This window comes from Micromonospora sp. WMMA2032 (genome assembly GCF_002688545.1).
Classification (GTDB): Bacteria; Actinomycetota; Actinomycetes; order Mycobacteriales; family Micromonosporaceae; genus Micromonospora; species Micromonospora sediminicola.
On record NZ_CP024052.1, the window covers coordinates 1,351,178 to 1,372,456 of the forward strand.

At 74.0% G+C, this 21,279-nt stretch carries 21 protein-coding genes; 10 read left to right on the plus strand and 11 right to left on the minus strand.

The genetic code is table 11. The annotated features are described in order from the left end of the window. Positions 1-233 precede the first annotated feature (233 nt). The 4 genes from CO540_RS05500 to CO540_RS05515 all read right to left on the minus strand — a co-directional run bounded on the left by CO540_RS05500 (position 234) and on the right by CO540_RS05515 (position 3,761). Positions 234-1,043, minus strand: coding sequence for a SigB/SigF/SigG family RNA polymerase sigma factor (locus CO540_RS05500; RefSeq protein WP_099161188.1), 810 nt, complete (start codon positions 1,041-1,043; stop codon positions 234-236). Between the two features lie 140 nt (positions 1,044-1,183). Beyond that, positions 1,184-1,744 (minus strand): GerMN domain-containing protein, encoded by a 561-nt coding sequence (locus CO540_RS05505; RefSeq protein ID WP_099161189.1) that lies wholly within the window; start codon positions 1,742-1,744, stop codon positions 1,184-1,186. Then, positions 1,741-3,090: a cell wall metabolism sensor histidine kinase WalK gene (locus CO540_RS05510; protein ID WP_099161190.1), complete on the minus strand. Its 1,350-nt coding sequence runs from the start codon at positions 3,088-3,090 to the stop codon at positions 1,741-1,743. The genes CO540_RS05505 and CO540_RS05510 overlap by 4 nt, the downstream gene beginning before the upstream one ends. Continuing rightward, complete coding sequence (locus CO540_RS05515; protein WP_099161191.1) at positions 3,087-3,761, minus strand: response regulator transcription factor; 675 nt, start codon at positions 3,759-3,761, stop codon at positions 3,087-3,089. The genes CO540_RS05510 and CO540_RS05515 overlap by 4 nt, the downstream gene beginning before the upstream one ends. Positions 3,762-3,912: 151 nt before the next feature. Here CO540_RS05515 and CO540_RS05520 point away from each other — a divergent pair, with 151 nt between their 5' ends. The 5 genes from CO540_RS05520 to CO540_RS05540 all read left to right on the plus strand — a co-directional run bounded on the left by CO540_RS05520 (position 3,913) and on the right by CO540_RS05540 (position 7,037). After that, on the plus strand, positions 3,913-4,284 hold the full coding sequence (locus tag CO540_RS05520; RefSeq protein WP_099161192.1) for an STAS domain-containing protein: 372 nt from the start codon (positions 3,913-3,915) through the stop codon (positions 4,282-4,284). Between the two features lie 9 nt (positions 4,285-4,293). Beyond that, complete coding sequence (locus CO540_RS05525) at positions 4,294-4,593, plus strand: hypothetical protein (protein ID WP_099164602.1); 300 nt, start codon at positions 4,294-4,296, stop codon at positions 4,591-4,593. Continuing rightward, positions 4,590-5,126 (plus strand): STAS domain-containing protein, encoded by a 537-nt coding sequence (locus tag CO540_RS05530; protein ID WP_099161193.1) that lies wholly within the window; start codon positions 4,590-4,592, stop codon positions 5,124-5,126. Before CO540_RS05525 ends, CO540_RS05530 begins: the two co-directional genes overlap by 4 nt. Positions 5,127-5,149: 23 nt before the next feature. After that, on the plus strand, positions 5,150-5,440 hold the full coding sequence (locus CO540_RS05535) for a BON domain-containing protein (protein ID WP_091575089.1): 291 nt from the start codon (positions 5,150-5,152) through the stop codon (positions 5,438-5,440). 148 nt (positions 5,441-5,588) lie between these two features. Further along, on the plus strand, positions 5,589-7,037 hold the full coding sequence (locus tag CO540_RS05540; RefSeq protein WP_099161194.1) for a cellulase family glycosylhydrolase: 1,449 nt from the start codon (positions 5,589-5,591) through the stop codon (positions 7,035-7,037). 43 nt (positions 7,038-7,080) lie between these two features. On the opposite strand, the gene CO540_RS05545 is transcribed toward CO540_RS05540, so the two are convergent. Beyond that, entirely contained in the window at positions 7,081-7,983 is a 903-nt protein-coding gene (locus CO540_RS05545) for a diiron oxygenase (protein ID WP_099161195.1), read from the minus strand. A gap of 48 nt (positions 7,984-8,031) precedes the next feature. Between CO540_RS05545 and CO540_RS05550 the strand changes: the two genes are divergently transcribed. Genes CO540_RS05550 through CO540_RS05565 form a run of 4 tightly spaced genes read left to right on the plus strand, consistent with a single transcriptional unit; the run spans position 8,032 to position 10,506 of the window. Then, positions 8,032-8,748: a TetR family transcriptional regulator gene (locus CO540_RS05550; RefSeq protein ID WP_091575099.1), complete on the plus strand. Its 717-nt coding sequence runs from the start codon at positions 8,032-8,034 to the stop codon at positions 8,746-8,748. After that, a complete protein-coding gene (locus tag CO540_RS05555; RefSeq protein WP_099161196.1) occupies positions 8,745-9,014 on the plus strand; it encodes a DUF4873 domain-containing protein in 270 nt (89 codons plus the stop codon). Before CO540_RS05550 ends, CO540_RS05555 begins: the two co-directional genes overlap by 4 nt. Before the next feature lie 20 nt (positions 9,015-9,034). Then, the gene (locus CO540_RS05560; RefSeq protein WP_099161197.1) at positions 9,035-9,685 is read left to right on the plus strand and encodes a YdcF family protein; all 651 of its coding nucleotides are present in this window, start codon (positions 9,035-9,037) and stop codon (positions 9,683-9,685) included. Positions 9,686-9,741: 56 nt separating this feature from the next. After that, positions 9,742-10,506: a glycosyltransferase family 2 protein gene (locus tag CO540_RS05565; RefSeq protein ID WP_099161198.1), complete on the plus strand. Its 765-nt coding sequence runs from the start codon at positions 9,742-9,744 to the stop codon at positions 10,504-10,506. A 10-nt stretch (positions 10,507-10,516) separates the two neighbouring features. Here CO540_RS05565 and CO540_RS05570 read toward each other — a convergent pair whose 3' ends face one another. From CO540_RS05570 to CO540_RS05585, 4 genes are all read right to left on the minus strand, one after another. Further along, on the minus strand, positions 10,517-10,639 hold the full coding sequence (locus CO540_RS05570) for a 50S ribosomal protein L36 (protein ID WP_091575115.1): 123 nt from the start codon (positions 10,637-10,639) through the stop codon (positions 10,517-10,519). A gap of 110 nt (positions 10,640-10,749) precedes the next feature. Then, the gene (locus CO540_RS05575) at positions 10,750-13,335 is read right to left on the minus strand and encodes a discoidin domain-containing protein (protein WP_253866484.1); all 2,586 of its coding nucleotides are present in this window, start codon (positions 13,333-13,335) and stop codon (positions 10,750-10,752) included. A 277-nt stretch (positions 13,336-13,612) separates the two neighbouring features. Beyond that, on the minus strand, positions 13,613-14,962 hold the full coding sequence (locus tag CO540_RS05580) for a PHB depolymerase family esterase (RefSeq protein WP_099161200.1): 1,350 nt from the start codon (positions 14,960-14,962) through the stop codon (positions 13,613-13,615). Positions 14,963-15,096: 134 nt separating this feature from the next. Next, a complete protein-coding gene (locus tag CO540_RS05585; RefSeq protein ID WP_099164603.1) occupies positions 15,097-16,203 on the minus strand; it encodes a DUF4037 domain-containing protein in 1,107 nt (368 codons plus the stop codon). Positions 16,204-16,303: 100 nt separating this feature from the next. Here CO540_RS05585 and CO540_RS05590 point away from each other — a divergent pair, with 100 nt between their 5' ends. Beyond that, on the plus strand, positions 16,304-17,227 hold the full coding sequence (locus tag CO540_RS05590; RefSeq protein WP_099164604.1) for a 5'-3' exonuclease: 924 nt from the start codon (positions 16,304-16,306) through the stop codon (positions 17,225-17,227). Positions 17,228-17,373: 146 nt separating this feature from the next. On the opposite strand, the gene CO540_RS05595 is transcribed toward CO540_RS05590, so the two are convergent. Together CO540_RS05595 and CO540_RS05600 are read right to left on the minus strand one after the other, a co-directional pair. Next, complete coding sequence (locus tag CO540_RS05595; protein WP_099161201.1) at positions 17,374-18,261, minus strand: MHYT domain-containing protein; 888 nt, start codon at positions 18,259-18,261, stop codon at positions 17,374-17,376. A 166-nt stretch (positions 18,262-18,427) separates the two neighbouring features. Next, positions 18,428-21,220, minus strand: coding sequence for an RNA helicase (locus CO540_RS05600; protein WP_099161202.1), 2,793 nt, complete (start codon positions 21,218-21,220; stop codon positions 18,428-18,430). Positions 21,221-21,279 lie beyond the last annotated feature (59 nt).

A 21,279-nucleotide genomic window follows, 5' to 3' on the forward strand; every position in this document is an offset into this window, starting at 1 on the left:
GGCGACCCCACCACTTCCCCGCAGTGGCGGAGATCCCACCGCGTTGTCGAGTGGGCACTCCCGCATGATCCACACCACGTCGGGGAAGTGGCGTGGTCCAGGCGCCGTCGATGCCGCCACCTCCCCGAGCTGGCGGGGCGGCCCGCGACGGTACCCGACGGGTGGTCAGAACGACGCGACCGCCACCGGTCGAGGACACCGGTGGCGGTCGCGGACGGGGAGAACGGGGTGGATCAGGCCTCGGTGAGCTGACCCCGCAGCTTGGTCAGGGCGCGGGCGAGCAGCCGCGACACGTGCATCTGGGACACGCCGACCCGGGCGGCGATCTCGCTCTGGGTCAGGTTGCCGTAGAAGCGCAGCGTGAGGATCTTCTGCTCGCGCTCGTCGAGCGTGGCCAGCGCCGGGCCCAGCGAGGCGCGCAGCTCGGCCAGCTCGTACTCGTTGTCCTCGGTGCCGAGCGTGTCACCCAGCTCGGTGGCGCTGTCGCCGTCGCCGATCGGGGTGGAGAGCGACACCGCGTTGTAGGCGCGGGCACCCTCCAGGCCCTCCAGCACCTCTTCCTCGGTGACGTCGAGGTGGGTGGCGATGTCGGCCACGGTCGGGGCCCGGTTGAGGGTCTGGGTCAGCGTGCTGTTCGCCTCGGAGATGCGCAGCCGCAGCTCCTGAAGGCGACGCGGGACCCGGATGTTCCAGGTGCGGTCACGGAAGTGCCGCTTGATCTCGCCGAGGATGGTCGGGATGGCGAAGCCGGCGAAGTCGACCCCGCGGGAGGCGTCGAACCGGTCGACCGCCTTGATCAGGCCGAGCGCCGCGGTCTGGGCCAGGTCGCCGGCCGGCTCGCCGCGACCGCTGTAGCGGGCGGCCAGGTGGTTGGCCAGCGGCAGCCACGCCTCGATGACCTGATTGCGCAGGCTCGCCCGCTGCGGGTGGTCCGCGGGCAGGGCGGCGAGCGCCCCGATCAGCTCGCTGGCGCGGGACTCCTCACCGGTCTGCGGCGCGCGGTGCACCTCGGTGGCGGACGGTGCCATGGTCATCGTGGTCATGCTGCCCTTCCTGTCCTCGGAGAACGGGTGGCCTCCCACACCGGTCGTGCCAGTCACACTAGACCAAAGGTCACCGCCAAATCAACCGAACGGACGATGGAGATTTGGGCCTATACCGGACAACCTGGCGTGGAATCCGGTCAGCGGGGTAGCAGCGGCCGGTAGTCGGCGGCGGTGAGCGGGAGCGCCGAGACGCTCCCGTCTGCGCGGGGCACCTCCAGCGGCTGCCCGTCCCGGCGGAACGCCACACTGTCCACGTCCGGCCGTTGGGTGAGGCTGCACACGATCTGCCCGAAGGCGAGCACCTCGTCGCTGCGCCCGGTCTCCTCGCCGGCCTGGCGCACGTCGACCGTGGCGACCGAGCCGGCCAGCGTGGCCCCCGCGACCGCCACCGTGCCCGGCAACGCGGTGGCCAGCCCGCGACCCCGCTCCCAGCGGTCCGGCCCGGCCAGCAGGTGCTGGAGGTGGGCGTCCACGTCCGGCAGCCGGTCCGCCGGGCGGGTGACCACCGCGAGCCCGTCCTCCCGGACGAAGCAGAACGGCTCGTCCGCCCGACCCTCCGGGTCGGCGGTCGTGGTGCCGGCCGGCGTCGGGAACCGGCCGGGCGGCGGCTGCACCAGCCGGGGCTCGTCGTCGACCGGCACGCCGCACCCGGCGAGCAGCGCTGCCGCGAGCAGCGCAGGGACCAGCCGGCGCCTCATCGGACCGCTCCCGGCAGCTCGACCCGGAACCGGGCGCCCCGGTCCCGCTCCAGCACGGCCGCCGTCCCGCCGTGCGCCGCCGCGTGCTGGGCCACCAGCGCGAGCCCGAGCCCGGTGCCGTCGGTGTCGGCCCGGGCGTGCGCCGCCCGGCCCCGGACGAACCGGTCGAAGATCGCCTCCCGGTCCGCCGCCGGCACGCCCGGACCGTCGTCGTCGACCTCCACGACGCCCACGCCGTCCTCCGAATAGAGCCGGACGGCGACCGGACCGCCGCCGTACCGTTCGGCGTTCTCCAGCAGGTTCAGCAGCACCTGGGCGAACCGGCGACGGTCGACCCACCACCGGTGCGGCGCACCGGCCGACGTCTCCACCAGGCTCTCCGGCAACGACCGTTCGCGGCAGGCGGACCGCGCCAGGTCGACCACGTCGACGGTCTCCCGGTGCGCCGGCTGCTCGGTGCGGGCCAGCTGGATCAGGTCGTCCACCAGGCGCTGGAACCGGGCCACCTCGTCCGCCACCAGGCCCGCCGCGGTGGCGGTGCGCTCGTCCTGGTGTTCCCGGCGGCGGGTCAGGACGCTCGCGGCGGCGGCCAGCGTCTGCAGCGGCGAGCGCAGCTCGTGGCTGACGTCCGCGGCGAAGCGCCGGTCCCGGTCGATCCGCCGGACCAGCTTGTCGACCATCTCGTTGAACGAGCTGGACAGGCGGGTCAGGTCCGGGTCGGTGGTCGGGTCGAGCCGGGTGGCGAAGTCGCCGGCGGCGATCCGCTCGGCCGCGTCGGCCACCGCGGTGAGCGGCCGGAGGCTGTGCCGGGTGGCGTACCAGCCCAGCGCCGCGCCGGCTCCCGCGATCATGATCGCGACGGCGGTCAGCGTCAGCCCGACCACCTGGAACGTGTCCTCCACCTCGCGCAGCGAGGTCAACTCGTAGTAACCCAGCTCACCGGGGAGCGGCACCCCGACGAGCAGCGTCGGCTGCCCGTCCAGGCGGATCCGCTGCACGGCGGGCCGACCGTCGGCGACCACCCGTTGCAGTTCGACCGGCACCGAGCTGGCGCCCACGTCCGCGGTACGGGCGTACCAGCCGTCGCGCAGGTGCAGCAGCGGGCGTCGGGCGCTGCCGGTGTCCAGCGAGCGCAGCACGGCCACCACGTCCGGGGTGCCGGTGTCGAGGCCGGACCGGACCACCGCGGCGTCGTAGTAGGCGGCGCGGACGGCGGTGCGCTCCCGCTCGTCGAGCAGCGAACGGCGGGTCAGGTCGTAGGAGAACAGGGCCATCAGCGCGGCGAGCAGCAGGGCGCCCACGGCGAACGCGGCGGTCACCCGGGCGCGCAGTCCGGGACGGCTCATCGCTGGAGCTTGTAGCCGAGACCCCGCAGGGTCACCAGGTGGCGGGGGTTGGCCGGATCCGACTCGATCTTCTGCCGGAGCCGGCCGACGTGCACGTCGACCAACCGCTCGTCACCGGTCTCGTAGCCCCAGACGCGGCTGAGCAGCTGCTGGCGGGACAGCACCTTGCCGGCGTGCTCGGCCAGCTCGCAGAGGAGCCGGAACTCGGTCCGGGTCACCGGCACCGGCCGGCCGGACCGTCGCACCTCGCCGGCCTCGGCGCTGATCTCCAGGTCGCCGAAGAACTGCGCGGGCGCGGGGCCGGCAACGGTCCGGGCCCGGCGGCGCAGGGCCCGCAACCGGGCCGAGAGCTCCTTGATCGCGACCGGCTTGACCACGTAGTCGTCCGCCCCGGCCTCCAGCGCGGCGACGATGTCGTGGGTGTCGTCACGGGCGCTGATCACCACGACCGGAACGTCGTCGTCGCGACGTAGCTGCCGGATACCGGTGAAACCGTCCATGCCGGGCAGCATCAGGTCCATCAGCACGTAGTCGGCCGGGTTCTCCCGCTGCCGGCGCAACCCGTCCTCGGCGGTCGCCGCGCCGTAGGCCTCGTAGCCCTCCTCCTCCAGGGCGAGCTGCAGCGCGAGCCGGATGCGGTCGTCGTCCTCGATCACCAGTACGGCCGTCATATGGGCATCATGACCGGCAGGCCGCGGGTCGCCCAATCGCGCCGGCCGTTCGCGGTTTTTGTCACCGAACCGTCATACAACCGTCCGGCGACCTCCAAGGTCGCTGACCAGAGTGGGAGCCGAACCGGAATCCCGTCACGGAAGCGACCAGATGACCAGCACCCTGCCGTCCGCCCCGCCGGAGTCCACCGTGCCGCACGTCCGGGTGGAGATCACCGACGAGCTGGACCTCGCCGGGCTGTCCGAGGTCGCGCACGTCCTGGACCGCGTCCTGGCGCTACGGCCCCGGCAGGTGACCATCGACCTCGCGCAGTGCCGGCACGTGGACGCCGCCGCGATCGCGCTGCTGCTGGACGTGCACCGCCGCCTGGCCCGACGGGACGCGGTCCTGAGCCTGGGCAATCCGCACCCCCGGATCCGGCGGATCCTGGCCACCGCCGGTCTGGGCGCGTCGGTACCCGTCGTCGACACGCCCCGCCCGGCCGCCCGCGGCCGCGCCCGGGTCCCGTCCACGCGACGCTGAGGAGGAGTGGTGACCGGCAGCACGCTCGTCGGAGCGCTCGTCGTGGGCCTCGCCGTCGGTGCGGTGGGACGACTCGTCCTGCCGGGGCGCAAGGCCGTCCCGGTCTGGTTGACCCTCGCGCTCGGCGTGGCCGCGGCGCTGCTCGGCGCGATCGTGGTCGGGCTGGTCGACCGGCGTCCGGGAGGCTCCCCGCTGCTGCCCCTGGTGGTGCAGACCGGGTTCGCCGCCGTCGCGGTCGTGCTGGCGGTGGTCGCCGCCGGCCGGCAGACGTCGTCCGACCCGGCCGCCCGGCGGAAGGAGGAGGTGTGACGGTCGTACCGGCGGAACACCTGATGATGCTCATCTGCGACGGCTGCGGTGACAGCGTCACCGGCACGGGCGCCACGCTGCCCGACGCCGAGGTCGTGTGGACGCTGGTCTTCGAGCACGACTGGGTCGGCTCGCCCTTCGCCTCCGGGCCACACCACTGCCCCCGGTGCAGCGCCCGGGCGGCGGTCGCCGACGACGGCCTGGGCCTCGACGACGTGGAGGCGGTGGCCGGGCCGCGGCCCACCCCCGACGCCGACGCCGCCGAGGCGGTACGCCGGGCGCTGGCCGACCGGTCGATCCGGGCCGACCGGGAGCTGGTCGACCTCGCCGGGCTGGAGGTGATCGACTCCGCCGGGCTGGGTCTGCTGGTCCGGGCACACCAGGAGGCCCGGCGGGACGGTCGACGGTTGTGCCTGGTGGCGCCGTCCCGGTTCGTGCTCACCGTGTTGCACACCATGCGGCTCGACGGCGTCTTCGCCGTCGTCGACGACCACGCCCCGGCGTCGGGCGTCGCGCCCGCCCCCCGGTCCTGACCGAGCAGAAGGAGCCCCTCCCCGTGATGATGCCCTGGCCGTACCCGGACTTTCCGTTCACCGGCGGCGGGCCCGAGCCCGACGGCGCGGACGTGGCGCTCGCGTCGCTGGTCGCGCAGCGCCTGAGCACCGACTGGACCACCCGGCGCCAGCAGATCACGGTCACCGTGCAGAACCGGGTGGTCATCCTCGCCGGAATGGTCGCCGACCCGGAGACCCGTCGCGTCGCCGCCGAGCTGGCCTGGGACGTACCGGGCGTGTTCGACGTCTGCAACGCGCTGCGGCTCTACGGCGGCCGGCGCGCCCGGCGCTGACCCCGCCGCGACGCCCCGGCGGTTGCACGCATCGGCATCCGCCTCTACCCTCTGCGTGGGAGCGCTCCCCCGGGCACCGCGTCGACCTTCCGGGCAGGTTCACGTCGGGCACCCTCCGATCACCACCCACCAGATGGGACCTTCCCGCATGTTCTCCATCCCCCGGCCGTCCCGGCGGCACCTGTTCGTCGGCGCCGCCGTCGGCGCGCTCGCCCTGGCGGCGACCGCCGTCCTGCCGTCGACGAACGCGATGGCGGCGACCGGCTGCGCCGTCACCTACACCACCAACTCCTGGCAGGGCGGCTTCACCGCCACCGTGACGGTCAAGAACCTCGGTGACCCGGTGAACGGCTGGACCCTGGGCTTCACCTTCCCGGACGGCGGCCAGCGCGTGGTGCAGGGCTGGTCGGCCACCTGGCAACAGAGCGGGTCCGCGGTCACCGGGCGCAGCCTGGACTACAACGGCGCGCTCGGCACCGGGGCCAGCACGACCGTCGGCTTCAACGGGTCCTGGACCGGGTCGAACCCGAGCCCGACCTCGTTCACGCTCAACGGCACGGCCTGCACCGGCGGCACCGGCACCCCGCCGCCGAGCACACCGCCCCCGACCACTCCCCCGCCCACCACCGCGCCGCCGACGACCCCGCCGCCCACCGGCAGCACGCCGGTCGCGATCAACGGTCAGCTGCGGGTCTGCGGGGTCAACCTCTGCAACCAGTACGGCCGGCCGATCCAGTTGCGCGGCATGAGCACGCACGGGTTGCAGTGGTTCGCCAACTGCTACCCCGACGCCTCGCTCGACGCGCTGGCGAACGACTGGCAGGCCGACCTGCTGCGCATCTCGATGTACGTGCAGGAGCAGGGCTACGAGACCAACCCGACCGGGTTCACCAACCAGGTCAACTCGCTGGTGGACAAGGCCGAGGCGCGGGGCATGTACGCGTTGATCGACTTCCACACGCTGACCCCCGGCGACCCGATGTACAACCTGGAGCGGGCGAAGACCTTCTTCGCCACCGTGTCGGCGCGCAACGCGGCCAAGAAGAACGTGATCTACGAGATCACCAACGAGCCGAACGGCGTGAGCTGGTCGACCATCCGCACCTACGCCGAGCAGGTCATCCCGGTGATCCGGGCCAACGACCCGGACGCCGTGATCATCGTCGGCACCCGGGGCTGGTCCTCGCTGGGCGTCTCCGAGGGCGGCAACTCCGACGAGATCGTCAACAACCCGGTGCGGGCGCAGAACATCATGTACACGTTCCACTTCTACGCCGCCTCGCACCGGGACAACTACCGCAACGAGGTCGAGCGGGCCGCCGCCCGGCTGCCGCTGTTCGTCACCGAGTTCGGCACGGTCACCTACACCGGTGACGGCGCGGTGGACACGGCCAGCAGCAACGCGTGGCTGGACCTGCTGGATCGGCTGAAGATCAGCTACGCCAACTGGACGTACTCGGACGCGCCCGAGGGCAGCGCGGCGCTGCGGCCGGGCACCTGCGCGGCGGGCACCTTCACCGGCACCTCGGTGCTCACCGAGTCCGGCGCGTTCATGCGCAACCGGATCCGCACCCCCGACAGCTTCCCCACCTCCTGACCGGGCGGCCGGCGGCGGTCCATCCCCTTCGGGCCGCCGCCGGTCAGCCCTCGATCAGCCCGGACCGGCGCCACAGCAGACGTCCCGGGCCGGCGATCAGCCCCAGCTCGGTGAGGTGCTCGGCGATCCGCTGGGCGGACCACCGCAGGGTGGCCTGCCAGTGCGGGTTCGCGCGGGCCGCGGCCAGGCCGACCGCCGGCGCGATGCCGACCGCCGCGTACGCCCGCGGGTTCACCAGGCGTCGGGTGATCGAGTACGCCGCCCGGCCGATCACCAGGCGCGCGTAGCCGAGCGCCACCGGGCCGGCCGCCTCCACCTGGCGGCCCAGCTCGTCGCGGGCGAAGCGTACGTGCCGGGCCTCCTCCACCACGTGGATCCGGGAGACCATCCGGATCAGCGGCTGCAACGACTCGTCGGCCATGATCTCCCGCTGGAACGAGTCGAGGATCTCCTCGGCGATGAGGATGGCGGCGTACATCTGCGGGCCGGTCGCGGTGGCCTTGAGCCAGCGGCCGAGCAGGTGGTCGACCGGGGCGGCCCGGTAGACCGGGGTGCCGATCGCCTCGATGAGCCGACCGAACATGATGGAGTGCCGGCACTCGTCGGCGACCTCGGTGAGCGCGTACTGGGCGTGCCGGCTGGTCGGATCGGCGTCGTAGTAGTGCCGGATCAGCATCTGCATGAGGATCGTCTCGAACCACAGCCCGGCGCTGGCGGCGCTGGCCACCTCGTGCTTGGTCAGCTCGACGCGCTGCTCCTCGGTCAGGTCGTCCCACAGCGGGGTGCCGTAGAGGCTGCTGCGCCGCGGCGGCAGCCAGTAGGCCCCGGGCACCGGCGGCGCCGACCAGTCGAGGTCGACGAGGGGGTCGTAGCTGGTCCGCACCGAGGCGGTGAGCAGGCGGTCGGCGACCGCCTCCCGCGGGAATCCGGCCGACGTCCGCTCCATGACCCCTCCAGGTTGACGTAACTTCGAGTAACTGTTACGAGTGGTAGCATGCGACGCACCTCCACCGATGTCAATGGCTCCGGCGCCCCGCCGGCGCCGCCCCCGCCCCGGTCCGGCGGCCGGCGCGACCGCTGGGCCGACCACCGCGAGCAGCGACGCCAGGAACTGGTCGCCGCCGCCGTGCAGGCGTTGCTGCGGCACGGCCCCGGCGTCGACATGGACCAGGTGGCGGCCACCGCCGGAGTCAGCAAACCGGTGCTCTACCGCTACTTCGCCGACAAGGCGCAGCTCTGGCTGGCGGTCGGCGAGGTGGTCGCGGCGCGGGTCGTGGACGCCATCGCGCCCGCGGTGGAGCAGGTACGCGAGGAGCGGGCCCTGGTCGAGGCGACCATCGACGCGTACCTGAGCGTCATCGAGTCCGAACCGACGCTCTACCGGTTCCTGGTGCACGAGTCCGGCCTCCCCGGCCTCCAGCAGGTGGTCAGCGGCACCAGCCGGCAGGTCGCCACCGGGCTGGCCCGGGTGATCGGCGACCGGCTGCGCGCGCTCGGCCTCGACGCCGGCCCGGCCGAACCGTGGGCGTACGGGCTGGTCGGGTTCGTCCAGGCGGTCGGCGACTGGTGGACCACGCACGGCCAGCCGATCCGCCGGGCCGCGCTCACCGACTACCTGACCACCCTGCTGTGGAGCGGCATCGAGGGGGTCCGACGCGGGGCGGACCTGCCGCCGGAGCTGACCCGCGCGCACGAGCGGATCGACAGGTGAGCTGGCAGGGCCGCGCCGAGATCGCCGGCACCCCGGTCCGGCTGCACGCCGGCGGCCGGTGGGAACCCGTCGACGGCCGCTACCACTGGGCCGGGCGCACCGACCCGGAGCCGCGCCTGGTGCGGCTGCTGCGCTCCGGCCGGCGGGACGTGGAGGTCCGCGTCGGCGACCGGGTCACCCGGGCCCGGCTGACCGAGGTGGACCCGTGGGGCGGCGTCCGGGTCACCGGGGTCGGCGCTGCCCCCTGGCCGGCGGAGGAGGACTGAGCCGCACGTACCGTGGGGGGATGACGCCGACCGCCACCGTGCTGCTGGTCTTCGGTCGCGGGGTGGTGGCCGACGACGACGGCTACCGGCTCACCGCCGAGAGCGCCGCGCGCACCGACGCCGCCGTGGCGTACGTCCGCGCGCACGCCGCCGCGTTCCGCCGCGACCCCGCCGCGCGGGTGGTGTTCACCGGCGGCTGGCCGCACGGGCCGGCCGGCGCGCCGGGCCCGCCGGACGGCTTCCGGGAGGGCGAGCTGATGCGCGCGCTCGCCCGCGACGCCGGTCTCGACGCGTACGTCCGGTCGGCCGTGGAGACCCGGTCCCGGACCACGTTGCAGAACCTGGCGCACGCCGTGCAGGACGGGCTGCTCGATCCGGCCGAGTTCGGCGTGGACCGTCCACTCGGGTTGGTCACCCATCCCTGGCACCTGCCCCGCGTCCGGCTGCTCGCCGGGCGTGCGCTCGGGCTGTCCGGCCCGGCGCTGCGGGACGTGCCGGTGACCGGGCCGGATCCGGTGCCGGCGCGACGGGAGCGGGCCGCCCGGGTCGCGTGCCGGCTCGGCTATCTCGGCCTGCGTACCCCGGAGGCGCTGCTGCGCCGCGAGCGCGGACTGACCCGGGCGGTCCGGCTGCTCGGCGGGCGGGGATTCGTCGGCCGACGGCCGGGGTAGAACGCTCGTCGATCGACCCGGCGGACGTGCCGACGGGCGAGTCCCCGGGAGGTTCCGTGATCGCGCTCGTGCCGGTGTACCGACCGGGTGACCGTCTGCCGCCGCTCGTCGCCGACCTGGTCGCGGCGCTGCCCGGGGCCTCCGTGCTGGTCGTCGACGACGGCAGCGGCCCGACCGCCGCCGCGGTGCTCGCCGAGGCCCGCGCCCGGGGCGCGACGGTGCTGCGGCGCCGGGTCAACCGGGGCAAGGGCGTGGTGCTGCGCACCGGCTTCCGGTACGCCCTGACCGACCGTCCCGGGCACGACGTGGTGTGTGTGGACGCCGACGGTCAGCACCGGGTGGACGACGTGGTCCGGGTGACCGACCGGATGCGCGCCACCGGGGCGGCGACCCTCGGCGTACGCCGGTTCGACGGCGAGGTCCCGGCCCGCAGCCGGTTCGGCAACGCGACCACCCGGGCGGCGTTCCGGCTGGCCACCGGCCGGGACGTGCGGGACACCCAGACCGGGCTGCGCGCCTATCCGGCGGGAATGCTCGGCTGGCTCGGCACCGTCCCCGGCGACCGCTTCGAGTACGAGATGAACGTGCTGCTGCACGCCGTGCGGGACGGGCTGCCGATCGAGCAGGTCGACATCGCCACCCGGTACCACGCCGGCAACTCGGGCTCGCACTTCTCCGCGCTCGCCGACTCGGTGCGGATCTACCGGCCGCTGGTCGGCTTCGCCGCCGCCCGCCTGCTCTCCCCCACGCCGCCGCAGCCGCACCCTCCGGTGGAGGGCGTCACGCCCGCGCGTCCCACACCGGTGACTCGAACCCCCTGACCACCGGGGCTCAGCCCTGCCGGGCCTTCTGCCGCCGGTCGGCCTTGTTGATCACGAACAGCTTGCCGCGGCGGCGGACCACTATCGAGTTGGCCTTGCGCTTCAACGCGCGCAGCGAGCTCCGGACCTTCATCTGCGCCCCTCCCGTTCCCGCGGTGTCTCCTGCGGCGCGGGTACCCGCCGGGGTGGCGGTCATGCCCCGGAGGCGGCCGGCACGTGCGGCCGGCCGCCCCCGGGCTCCGGTCAGGGGTAGCTGACCACGTTCACCGGCACGGTGTTCGTGCCCTGTGCGGTGCCGCCGGTGTCGTTGATGACGTGGGTGATCGACCCGTTCCCGCCCAGCGAGACGGTGAACAGGTCGTGGAACCGGACGCCCGACCGGGTGGGGGCCTCGAAGGAGTGGTAGGCCGCGATGGTGGGGTCGACGTTGAAGTAGCAGTAGCTGCCCATGCCCCATCCCTCGAACGTGGTGACCGCGTCGGCGACCTTGAACGCGGCGTAGCCCACCCGGGAGCCGTTCATCCAGGAGGCCGCGTTCGGCGGGTCGTACGGCAACTCGTTCTGGAAGAAGATCGTCCGCCCGTTGTCGCCGTTCCAGATCACCTCGTACTTCTGGTAGTGCTCGACGAAGAGCCCGAGCGCGGTGACGTTGTCGCCGTTGACGATCAGGCCGGTGTCGGCGGTGTTGACGGTCCAGCCGATGCCGGTGCCGTGGTCGCCCCGCCAGGCCCAAATGTGGTCGATCAGCGCGTCGTCCTGGTTGACCACCAGGCTGGTGGTGGCCTTGCCGGCGTGGGCGCCGCCGATGCGGAAGAAGACGTCCTGGATCGAGGTGGGGTTGGTGGCGTGGCTGGCGGTCGACCCGGCCGGGCCGACCTGGAGCAGCACCGGCGAGTTCACCGCGCCGGCGTCGAAGAGCAGCCCGGCGAGGCGGACGCCGTCGACGTCGGCGACCGTCATCGGCACCACGCCGTTCTGCGGCACCAGCGTCGGGTAGCCGATGCCGAGCACCACGGTGCCGGCCCGGTTGACCGCGATGGTCTGGTCGACGGCGTAGACGCCGGGGGTGAAGAGCAGGTTCAGGCCCTGGGTCAGGGCGGCGTTGATGGTGGCCGCCGAGTCGCCGGGCTTGGCCACGTAGAACTGGCTCAGCGGGATCGACGTGCCCGGGGTGGCGCCACCGAGCCAGGACGCCCCGCTGGCGTTGGTCCGGGTGGAGGGCACGAAGACCTGGTAGGTGCCGCTCCCGTCGAGGTAGAGGTAGGGCACGTCGCGGCTGACCGGGGTCTGCGCCAGCGTGGTGTACGGCGGGTTCGGGAAGCTGGTCGCGGGCGCGCCGACCACCCCGGAGTTGGTCACGTTCCACACCGCGTTGAGGTAGCCGCCCACGTTGCTGTCCCGGGTGTACCACTGCTGCTGCGAGTACGGCTGCACCACGCCGGTCACCCGGCTGTCCGCGATGTAGCCGCCGCTGGCCCAGCCGTAGCCGTTCGGGGCCAGGTTCAGGTCGCCCTGGATGTCCATCCGACGGAACGGCGCGGCCTGCGACACCGCCCAGCGGGTGAACCCGGCCGACGGGAAGACCTGCATGTTCGACGCCGAGCGCCAGAAGTTCTGGGTGGCGTTGCCGCTGAACCAACCGGCGTCCACCGTGATGTCACCGTGGATCCGCACGTCGCCGGGGTTCCGGCCGAGCCCCATGATCGAGGTGTAGAAGCCGATCTGCGCGTTGATCCCGGAGTAGTCGCCCGGCTTGAACATCAGCGCGTACCGCTGGGTGCCGAACTGGTTGGACTCCTGGGTGCGGAAGACGGAGTCGAGTTGGGCCTGGATGCTGGCGGCCGACATCGACGGGTCGAACGTGATGACGTTGGGTCCGAGCGACCCGCCGCCCGGCACGGTGCCGCCGCCGGTGGTGTGCACGGTGAACTCCCACAGTGAGTAGCCCCAGCCGGTGGCCCGGGCGGTCCCGTGGACGCGGATGTAGCGACCGGAGCCGTTGACCGTCAGGGCGTCGGTGCCGCCGTCGCCGCTGGTGGTGCTGTAGACGGAGGTCCAGGTGGCCCCGTCGGTCGAGGTCTGGATCTGGTACGCGCGCCCGTAGGCCGCCTCCCAGCTCAGCACCACCCGGCAGACGGTACGGACGCTGCCCAGGTCGACCTGGAGCCACTGCGGGTCGGCGGCGGCGCTGGCCCAGCGGGTGCCCGGGTTGCCGTCGACCGCCGCACCGGCGGGGGTGCCGGCGTTCTCGGTCGAGGAGGCGGTGGCGGGCCGGCCCTGGGCCGCGTTCGTCGCGGTGTCGCAGCCGCTGCCGCCGCCGGTGCTGCCGTAGACCTGGAACTCCCAGAGCGAGTAGCCGTAGCCGGTGGCGCGGGCGGTGCCGTACACCCGCACGTAGCGGCCGGTGCCGCTGACGGTCAGGTCGTCGGTGCCACCGTCACCGGTGGTCGTGCTGAACACGGTGGTCCAGGTGGCGCCGTCGGTGGAGGTCTGCACCTGGTACGCCCGCGCGTAGGCACCCTCCCAGGCCAGGCTGACCCGGGAGACGGTGGCGGTCGCGCCGAGGTCGACCTGGATCCACTGGGGATCGGCGAACGCGCTGGACCAGCGGGTGCCGGAGTTGCCGTCGGTGGCGTTGGACGCCGGGGTGCCGGCGTTCTCGGTCGAGGAGGCGGTGGTGGGCCGCCCCTGCGACAGCAGCGGGTCGGCGGCGCGGGCCGGACCGGGCGGGCCGACCAGCGCCACGGCGGCGAGCAGGGCGGTCAGCGCGGCGAGGGTCCGCCGGGCGGACCGACGGGGTGGGGACAGCAGGAGTCGTACGGGTGACATGGGCATCTCCGGGACGGGTGGAGTGCGGGGGCGGGGGCGGCGGTTCCGGTGCGGCGGACGGGTTCCGGCCGGATGACCGGTGCCCGTCCGTGCGGTGGACCATCCCCGCGCGCAGTGGCGCATGTCAATTCCCGGACGCCCTGTCGACTCCTTTTTTCGCGCCTTGTGAAAAGTCCGGAACAAAGCCTCGGGCCATGATCGGATCTGGTGCGCCGGGGTGGCGGCATCGCTGCGGCGCGACGCCGCCACCCCGGCCGGTGGCCCCGGGTCAGCGGGTTCAGGCCACGGCGCAGGGGCTGCCGTTGAGCGTGAATGCGGCCGGACTACCGGTGTTGCCGGTGTGGGTGGCCTGGAAACCGATGGTCACCGAGCCGCCCGGCGCGACGGCGCCGTTGTAGGAGACGTTGCGGGCGGTCACCGTCCCGCTGGTCGGCGCGTACGTGGCGTTCCAGCCACCGGTGATCGTCTGCCCGCCCGGCAGGGTGAAGGCGAGACTCCAGCCGTTGACCGGCGAGGTGGCGGTGTTCGTGATCGTCACGGACGCGGTCAGCCCGGTGTTCCAGGCGTTCACCACGTACCCGACCCGGCACGCGCCCGACGGCGGCGGCGTCGTCGGCGGGGCCGTGGTCGGCGGCGGCGTGGTCGGCGGCGGCGTGGTGGGCGGGGCGCTGGTCGGCGGCGTGGTCGTCGGCGGCGTGGTGCTGTCCAGGCCGAAGAAGCGGACCGCCTGGGCCGCGTCGACCGGCAGGTTGTGCGAGACGCCCTGCATGCTGATCGCCTCGACGGTCGCGGTGCCGCCGGTGCCGCCGTAGCGGGTGCGCGTCCAGCCCGGCTGCGGACTGTCCGTGTACGCGGGCGTCTGGCTCAGCCCGTTGACGTTGGTCCACTGGTCGATCTCCTCGCCGAAGTTCGGGTAGCGGAGCGTCTCGTCGTTGGTGCCGTGCCAGAGCTGCATCCGCGGGCGCGGGCCGGAGTACCCGGGATAGGCGTTGCGCACCAGGTCGCCCCACTGCTGCGGGGTCTTCAGGACCTGCCCGTTGGCGCACTCGCTGTTCCACTCGGAGCCGTTGGTGGTGGCGAAGCAGCCGAACGGCACCCCGGCGAAGGCCGCGCCGGCGCGGAACACGTCCGGGTAGACGCCGAGCAGCACGTTGGTCATCATCGCCCCGGACGAGGTGCCGGTGGTGAAGATCCGCTCCGGATCGACCGGGTACCGCTGCCGCACGTAGTCCACCATGGACTTGATGCCCACCGGGTCGCTCCCGCCGTCGCGGCGCAGCGCCTGCGGCGAGGAGACGTCGAAGCACTTGCTGCTGCGGGTGACCGACGGGTAGACGACGACGTAGCCGTACCGGTCGGCGAGCGCCGCGAACTGGGTGCCGGAGTACATGGCCGGTCCGCTGCCGGTGCAGTAGTGGTTGACCACGAGCAGCCCCGGCCGGGCCGCGACGGTGTTCGGGACGTACAGGTACATCCGCAGGTTGCTCGGGTTGGCGCCGAAGTTCGTCACCTCGGTCAGCGACGCGGCTGCGGCCGGGCTCGGGGCGGCCAGCGCCGCCACGGCGGCGAGTCCGGCCGCGGCCAGGGCCGCGCCGAGCAGTCGGAGTCTGCTCCTTATGGACAGCATGGGTTCTCCTCGGTGGTGGGGACACCGCGCGGTGGCGCGTCGCGGCGTGGTCGCCGACGAGGCGCCTGCGAAGGGCGGCCCGGACCCTCGGAGACGAGATAGACGGTCGCGGATCGATGCGACCGAGTCGGAGTCTAGGCCCCCGGCCCGGAGTCGACAACCGGCGGCCGGTCCGGCAGCACCGCCGCGGCCACCCGGCGGGCCCGGCCCGGGCGGGTGAGCACGTCGACGTTGTCGAGGTACTGGTCCACCGCGCCCAGCGGCGGCCGGTCGCGCAGGTGCGGGTCGGTGATCGCGGCGCGCAGCGCCTCGGTGAACCGCCCGGCGTCGAGCACCAGGAAGGGCCGGTCGTGGAACGGCCGTGCGGTCGGCTCCACGGGCGCGGTGAGGCCGGTGCCGTTGGTCCAGCCGGCCACCGTCTCCAGCGCGCGGAGCAGCCCGGACTGTCGGGCCGGCCAGTCGCCCGGCCCGAGCGCGGTGGTCAGCGCGTCCACCACCGGCGGCGCCGCCGGCAGCGCGGCGAAGACCGTGCCGAGCCACTTCGCGTACGGGGGCCAGCGGCGGTGCGTCAGCAGGCCCAGTCGCATCAGGTCCCGGGCCAGCCCGGCGGCCACCACCCGGCTGCCCAGGTCGTCACCGACCTCGGCGCAGCGGCCGGCCAGGTGCTCGGCCTGCGCCACCCGCTGCCAGCACGCCGCCAGGACGTGCCGCCAGACGTCGTCCGGATACCAGGCCAGCCGCGCCCGGACGGCGGTGAGCGCGCCGTCCAACCCGTCGTGGAACACCGCCCCGCCGGTCAGCTCCGCCAGCCGCTGGGTGGGCGTCGCCAGCCAGTCCGCCGCCGTCAGACCGGCGCGCGGGTCGACGCCCAGCCGGTCGCGCAGCCACGCGCCCAGCTCGTCGACGCTCACACCGTGCCGGTCGCCGTCGGCCCGGACCGTGCCGATCCGGACCGTCGGCCCGCCGGCGAACCGGGTCGGCCAGCCGAGGAACCGCGCCGGCAGCTCCGCGTCGAGCACCGCCCGCACCGTCGCCGCGTCCGGCGCGACGGCGACGAAGATCTGGGTACGCGGACCCCAGTCGTGGTCGGTGGAGCGCGCCGTGTCGAGGCCGAGCAGCTCGGAACCGCCGTCGAGCAGCCCGGCGGAGTAGCGCAGGCCGGGCAGCCGCCGGGCCAGCAGCGGGGCCACCACCTCGTCGTGGAACCGGCGGGCCAGGGTCAGACCGGGTACGAAGCTCACCCCGTCAGTCTGCGCACCCCGGACCGCCCGCGCCCCCGGGTTTCCCGGCGCCGTGCCGGCCTCCCCCATCTCGTCGGAGGGCTGTGCCACGCTGGTCGGCGTGGCACACCGACCCCCGATCCTCCTGATCGACTCCCCCAGCCTCTACTTCCGCGCCTACTTCGGCATCCCCGAGTCGGCGGCGAAGACGGACGACGGCCAGCCGGTCAACGCCGTGCGCGGCTTCCTCGACATGCTCGCCCAGCTGGTGCGCACCCGGCGGCCCGACCGGATGGTCTGCGCGCTCGACCACGACTGGCGGCCGGCGTGGCGGGTGGAGCTGCTGCCGTCGTACAAGGCGCACCGGGTCGCGCCCGAGGGCGGCGAGGTCGTGCCGGACACGCTCTCCCCGCAGGTCCCGATGATCCTGGAGGTCCTGGACGCGCTCGGCATCCCCGCCGTGGGCGCCGACGGCTACGAGGCCGACGACGTGCTCGGCACGCTGTCGGTGACCCAGCCCGGCCCGGCCGAGGTGGTCTCCGGCGACCGCGACCTGTTCCAGCTCGTCGACGACGACCGGCAGGTGCGCCTGCTCTACGTCGGCCGAGGCGTGGCCAAGCTCGACGACTGCGACGACGCGGCTGTCCGGGGGCGCTACGGCGTGCCCGCCGACCGGTACGCCGACTTCGCCGCCCTGCGCGGCGACCCGAGCGACGGCCTGCCCGGGGTGCCCGGCGTGGGCGAGAAGACCGCCGCCCGGCTGATCGACCGCTACGGCGGGCTCGACGGCATCCTGGCCGCGCTGGACGACCCCGGGTCCGGCTTCGCGCCCGGGCTGCGCGGCAAGCTCGACGCCGCCCGCGACTACCTGGCCGTGGCGCCCACGGTGGTGCGGGTCGCCACCGACGTGCCGCTGCCCGAGCTGAGCCCGGCGCTGCCGACGTCCCCGGCGGATCCGGACCGGCTGCTCGACCTGGCGCAGCGGTGGAACCTGGCCGGCTCCTGCCGCCGGCTGGTCGACGCCCTTGCCGCCCCTCGCACCTGACCGGCCGAGCCGCGCCGCAGGCTGATCGCCTCCACCTCGGCGGAGTGGCGGCATCCGCGGCCACCAGACCCCGCCACCTCCCCGACCTGGTGTCGATCATGGCCCAGGATAAGGCCCGGGAAGTGTGACCGGTCGTGATCAGTTGATCACGAACGGCGGTCGGTGCTCCGGCGCGACGGGAACGGGGCGCCGGGCTGGGCCAAGGTGGAGCGGCCGCGCAGGCCCACCGGGTCCGGCGCCGGTTCGGCCGGGGCCGCCGACGGCGCGCCGTCGAGCCGCGCGGCCACGTACGCGGCGCCGGCCCGGTCGTCGTCGGAGGGCGCCGCGAGCAGCGCGTAGACCAGCCCGACCACCCCGAAGACCACGGCGAGCACGATCGGCACCAGCAGGCCGCTCACCTCGGTGCCGGTGGCCGCGCCGCGCCCCTCGTGCAGGTGCACCGACAGCGCGCTCATGCCGGTGAAGTGCATGCCGTTGACCGCGATGCCCATGACCAGCGCGGAGGCGATGATGGCGAGCGCCCGCCGGACGGTCATCGCCAGCCACAGCGCCACGGTGGCGGCCACCAGCGCGATGACGACGGACAGCGCCACCCGCAGCGGGTCGTAGGCGAGCGAGCCGTCCAGCCGCATGGCGGCCATCCCGGTGTAGTGCATGGCGGCCACGCCGGCGCCGGTGAAGAACCCGCCGGCGAGCAGCCGCAGACCGGTGAGCCGGCCGGTGCCCACGATGGCCAGGCCGATGCCGACGGCGGCCACCGCGATGGCCGTGCTGGCGGCGGTCAGCGGCACGTCGTAGCGGATCCGGGTACCGCCGACGGCGAAGCCGAGCATCGCCATGAAGTGCATCGCCCAGATGGCCGTGCCGCCCAGGGCCCAGGCCGCGAGCAGGCCCCACCACGCCCGCTGGCCGGCGCCGGTGGCGGTCCGGATCCGGCCGGCGCAGACCAGGCCGAGCGCCGAGCCGAGCACGGACAGCGCGTAGCTGAGCGCGGGCGTGATCCACCCGTACTCAAAGTGATTGATCTCGCCCACGGCGACCTTCCCCCCGATCTGCTACCGACGCGTAACCAGCGCGCCTCGGACATGATCGGACAGGCGTTGACCAGGCATGACACCGACCCCCCGAATGTTCGGGGGGTGGTGTCACAGTGACGGAACGATGCGTCGATTTCCCGCCGACGGTGACCGAAAGTGATTGTCAGGCCGAGGCGTGGTAGGCCAGGACACCCCGGTTGACGGCCGCGATGGCCTGCCGCGCGGTGGCCCGCAGCTCCGTCGAGGCGCCACCCGAGTCGGCCAGCTGGCCGAGCAGGTCGACCACCTGCCGCGCCCACCGGACGAAGTCGCCGGCCGGCATCTCGCCGTCGACCTGGTGCCCGCTGGCGAGCACCTTGGCCAGCGCCTCCCCGCGCGCCCAGCGGTAGATCGGCCAGGCGAAGCCCAGATCCGGCTCCCGGGTGACGGTCAGCCCACGCGCCGCCTCGTCCGCCTCGATGTCGCTCCACAGCTTGAGCGTCTCGTCGACCGCGTCGGCGACCGCGTTGCGCGGCAGCGAGGCCCGCTCGTCGACGTCCCGCCGGGCCTCGAAGACCACCACCGACACGGCGGCGGCCAACTCGGCCGGGGAGAGCCCGTCCCACACCCGGCGTCGCAGGCACTCGGCGACCAGCAGGTCCGCCTCGGTCCAGATCCGCGCCAGCATCCGGCCGGCGTCGGTGACCTCGCCGTCGGCGGCGAGGTAGCCGCGCGCGGTGAGCAGCGCGACGATCCGGTCGAACGTGCGGGCCAGCGAGCCGGTCCGCCCGGACACCCGCTGGCGCAGCTCGTCGGTGTCGCGCTCCAGCCGGCGGCGGCGCTCCGCCCAGCGGGCGTGTTCCTCCCGGTCCGGGCAGGCGTGGCAGGGGTGGGTGCGCAGCTCGACCCGGAGCTGGCCGAGCTGGTGGTCCTCCCCCACCGCCTGGCGGGATCGCCCGCCACGCCGGCCGGCGTGCCGGTCCAGCCCGGTGCCGCTGACCGCCGCGGCCAGGTCGCGCCGGGCGGCCGGGGAGCGGTGGTTGAAGTGCTTCGGCACCCGGATGCGGGTCAGCACCTCGGCCGGGGTGGTGAAGTCGCCGGGGCTGACCCGCCCGGCCCACCGGTCCTGGGTGAGCACCAGCGGGCGGGGCTCACCGAAGCCGCCGGTGGCCGGGTCGAGCACCACGGCCAGCCCGGCCCGGCGCCCGGACGGCACCCGGATCACGTCACCGACCCGCAGCCGCTCCAGCGAGGCCACGGCCGCCGCCTTGCGCTGGGTCTGCCCCTGCCGGGCGATGGCCCGCTCCCGGTCGGCGATCGCCACCCGCAGCGCGAAGTATTCGTCGAAGTCACCCTGGTGGCAGGCGGCGTCCGCGCCGTACGCCTCGATCGTCTCGGTGTTGCGCTGCACCTGCCGCGCCAGGCCGACCACCGACCGGTCCGCCTGGAACTGCGCGAACGAGGACTCCAGCAGCTCGCGGGCCGGCGCCGCGCCGACGCTGCCGACCAGGTTGACGGCCATGTTGTAGGACGGCCGGAAGCTGGAGCGCAGCGGGTAGGTGCGGGTGGACGCGAGCCCGGCCACGTGCCGGGGGTCGGTCTCCGGCGACCAGACCACCACCGCGTGCCCCTCGACGTCGATGCCCCGCCGACCGGCCCGGCCGGTGAGCTGGGTGTATTCGCCCGGGGTGAGGTCGACGTGGGCCTCGCCGTTGAACTTGACCAGCCGCTCCAGCACCACGCACCGGGCCGGCATGTTGATGCCCAGCGCGAGGGTCTCGGTGGCGAAGACCGCCTTGACCAGGCCGCGGACGAACAGCTCCTCGACGACCTCCTTGAACGCCGGGAGCATGCCGGCGTGGTGGGCGGCCAGGCCGCGCTCCAACCCGTCGAGCCACTCCCAGTAGCCCAGCACGGACAGGTCCTCGCCGGGGATGGCGGTGACCCGCGACTCCACCACCCGGCGGATCTCCGCGCGCTCCTCCGGCGAGGTCAGCCGCAGCCCGGCGGCGAGGCACTGCTGCACGGCGGCGTCGCAGCCGGCCCGGCTGAAGATGAACAGGATCGCCGGCAGCAGCCCCTCCCGGTCGAGCCGGTCGACGATGTCCGGGCGCATCGGGCCGCGCCAGCGCGGGCCACGCCGGCCGCCGCCCGGGCCGGCGCTGCGGCCCTCGCCCAGCTCCAGCCGGCGCATCGTGTCGCGGGTGTAGCGCAGCAGCTCGGGGTGGACGTCGTGCTTGCGGGCCGCGTCCGCGTCGTGGAACAGGTCGAACATCCGCTTGCCGACGAGCATGTGCTGCCACAGCGGCACCGGGCGGTGCTCGGAGACCACCACGGCGGTCTCGCCGCGCACGGTGACCAGCCAGTCGGCGAACTCCTCGGCGTTGGAGACGGTCGCCGACAGCGAGACCAGCGTGACCGACTCCGGCAGGTGGATGATCACCTCTTCCCAGACCCCGCCGCGGAACCGGTCGGCGAGGTAGTGGACCTCGTCCATCACCACGTAGGCCAGGCCGTCGAGCGTGGCCGAGCCGGCGTAGAGCATGTTGCGCAGCACCTCGGTGGTCATCACCACCACGGGCGCGTCGCCGTTGATCGCGTTGTCACCGGTGAGCAGGCCGACGTGCTCGGCGCCGTAGCGGTCGACCAGGTCGTGGTACTTCTGGTTGGACAGGGCCTTGATCGGGGTGGTGTAGAAGCACTTGCGCCGGGTGGCCGGCGCGTCGCCGCCCGCCGGCGCGCCGGGCGCGCCGCGCAGCGCCAGGTGCACCGCGAACTCCCCGACCACGGTCTTGCCCGCGCCGGTCGGCGCGCAGACCAGCACCCCGCTGCCCCGTTCCAGGGCCTCGCACGCCTCACGCTGGAAGTCGTCGAGATCGAACCCGAGGTCACGGGCGAATTCGTCCAGGGCCGGGAAGGCGGAGGCCTGCGCGGCCCGGCGGCGCGCCGCGGCGTACCGCTCGGCGGGGCTCGACATGAACCCAAGATTAATCGGTGCCGCCGACGACCACCGGTCAAGGCCGTCCGGCAGGACGG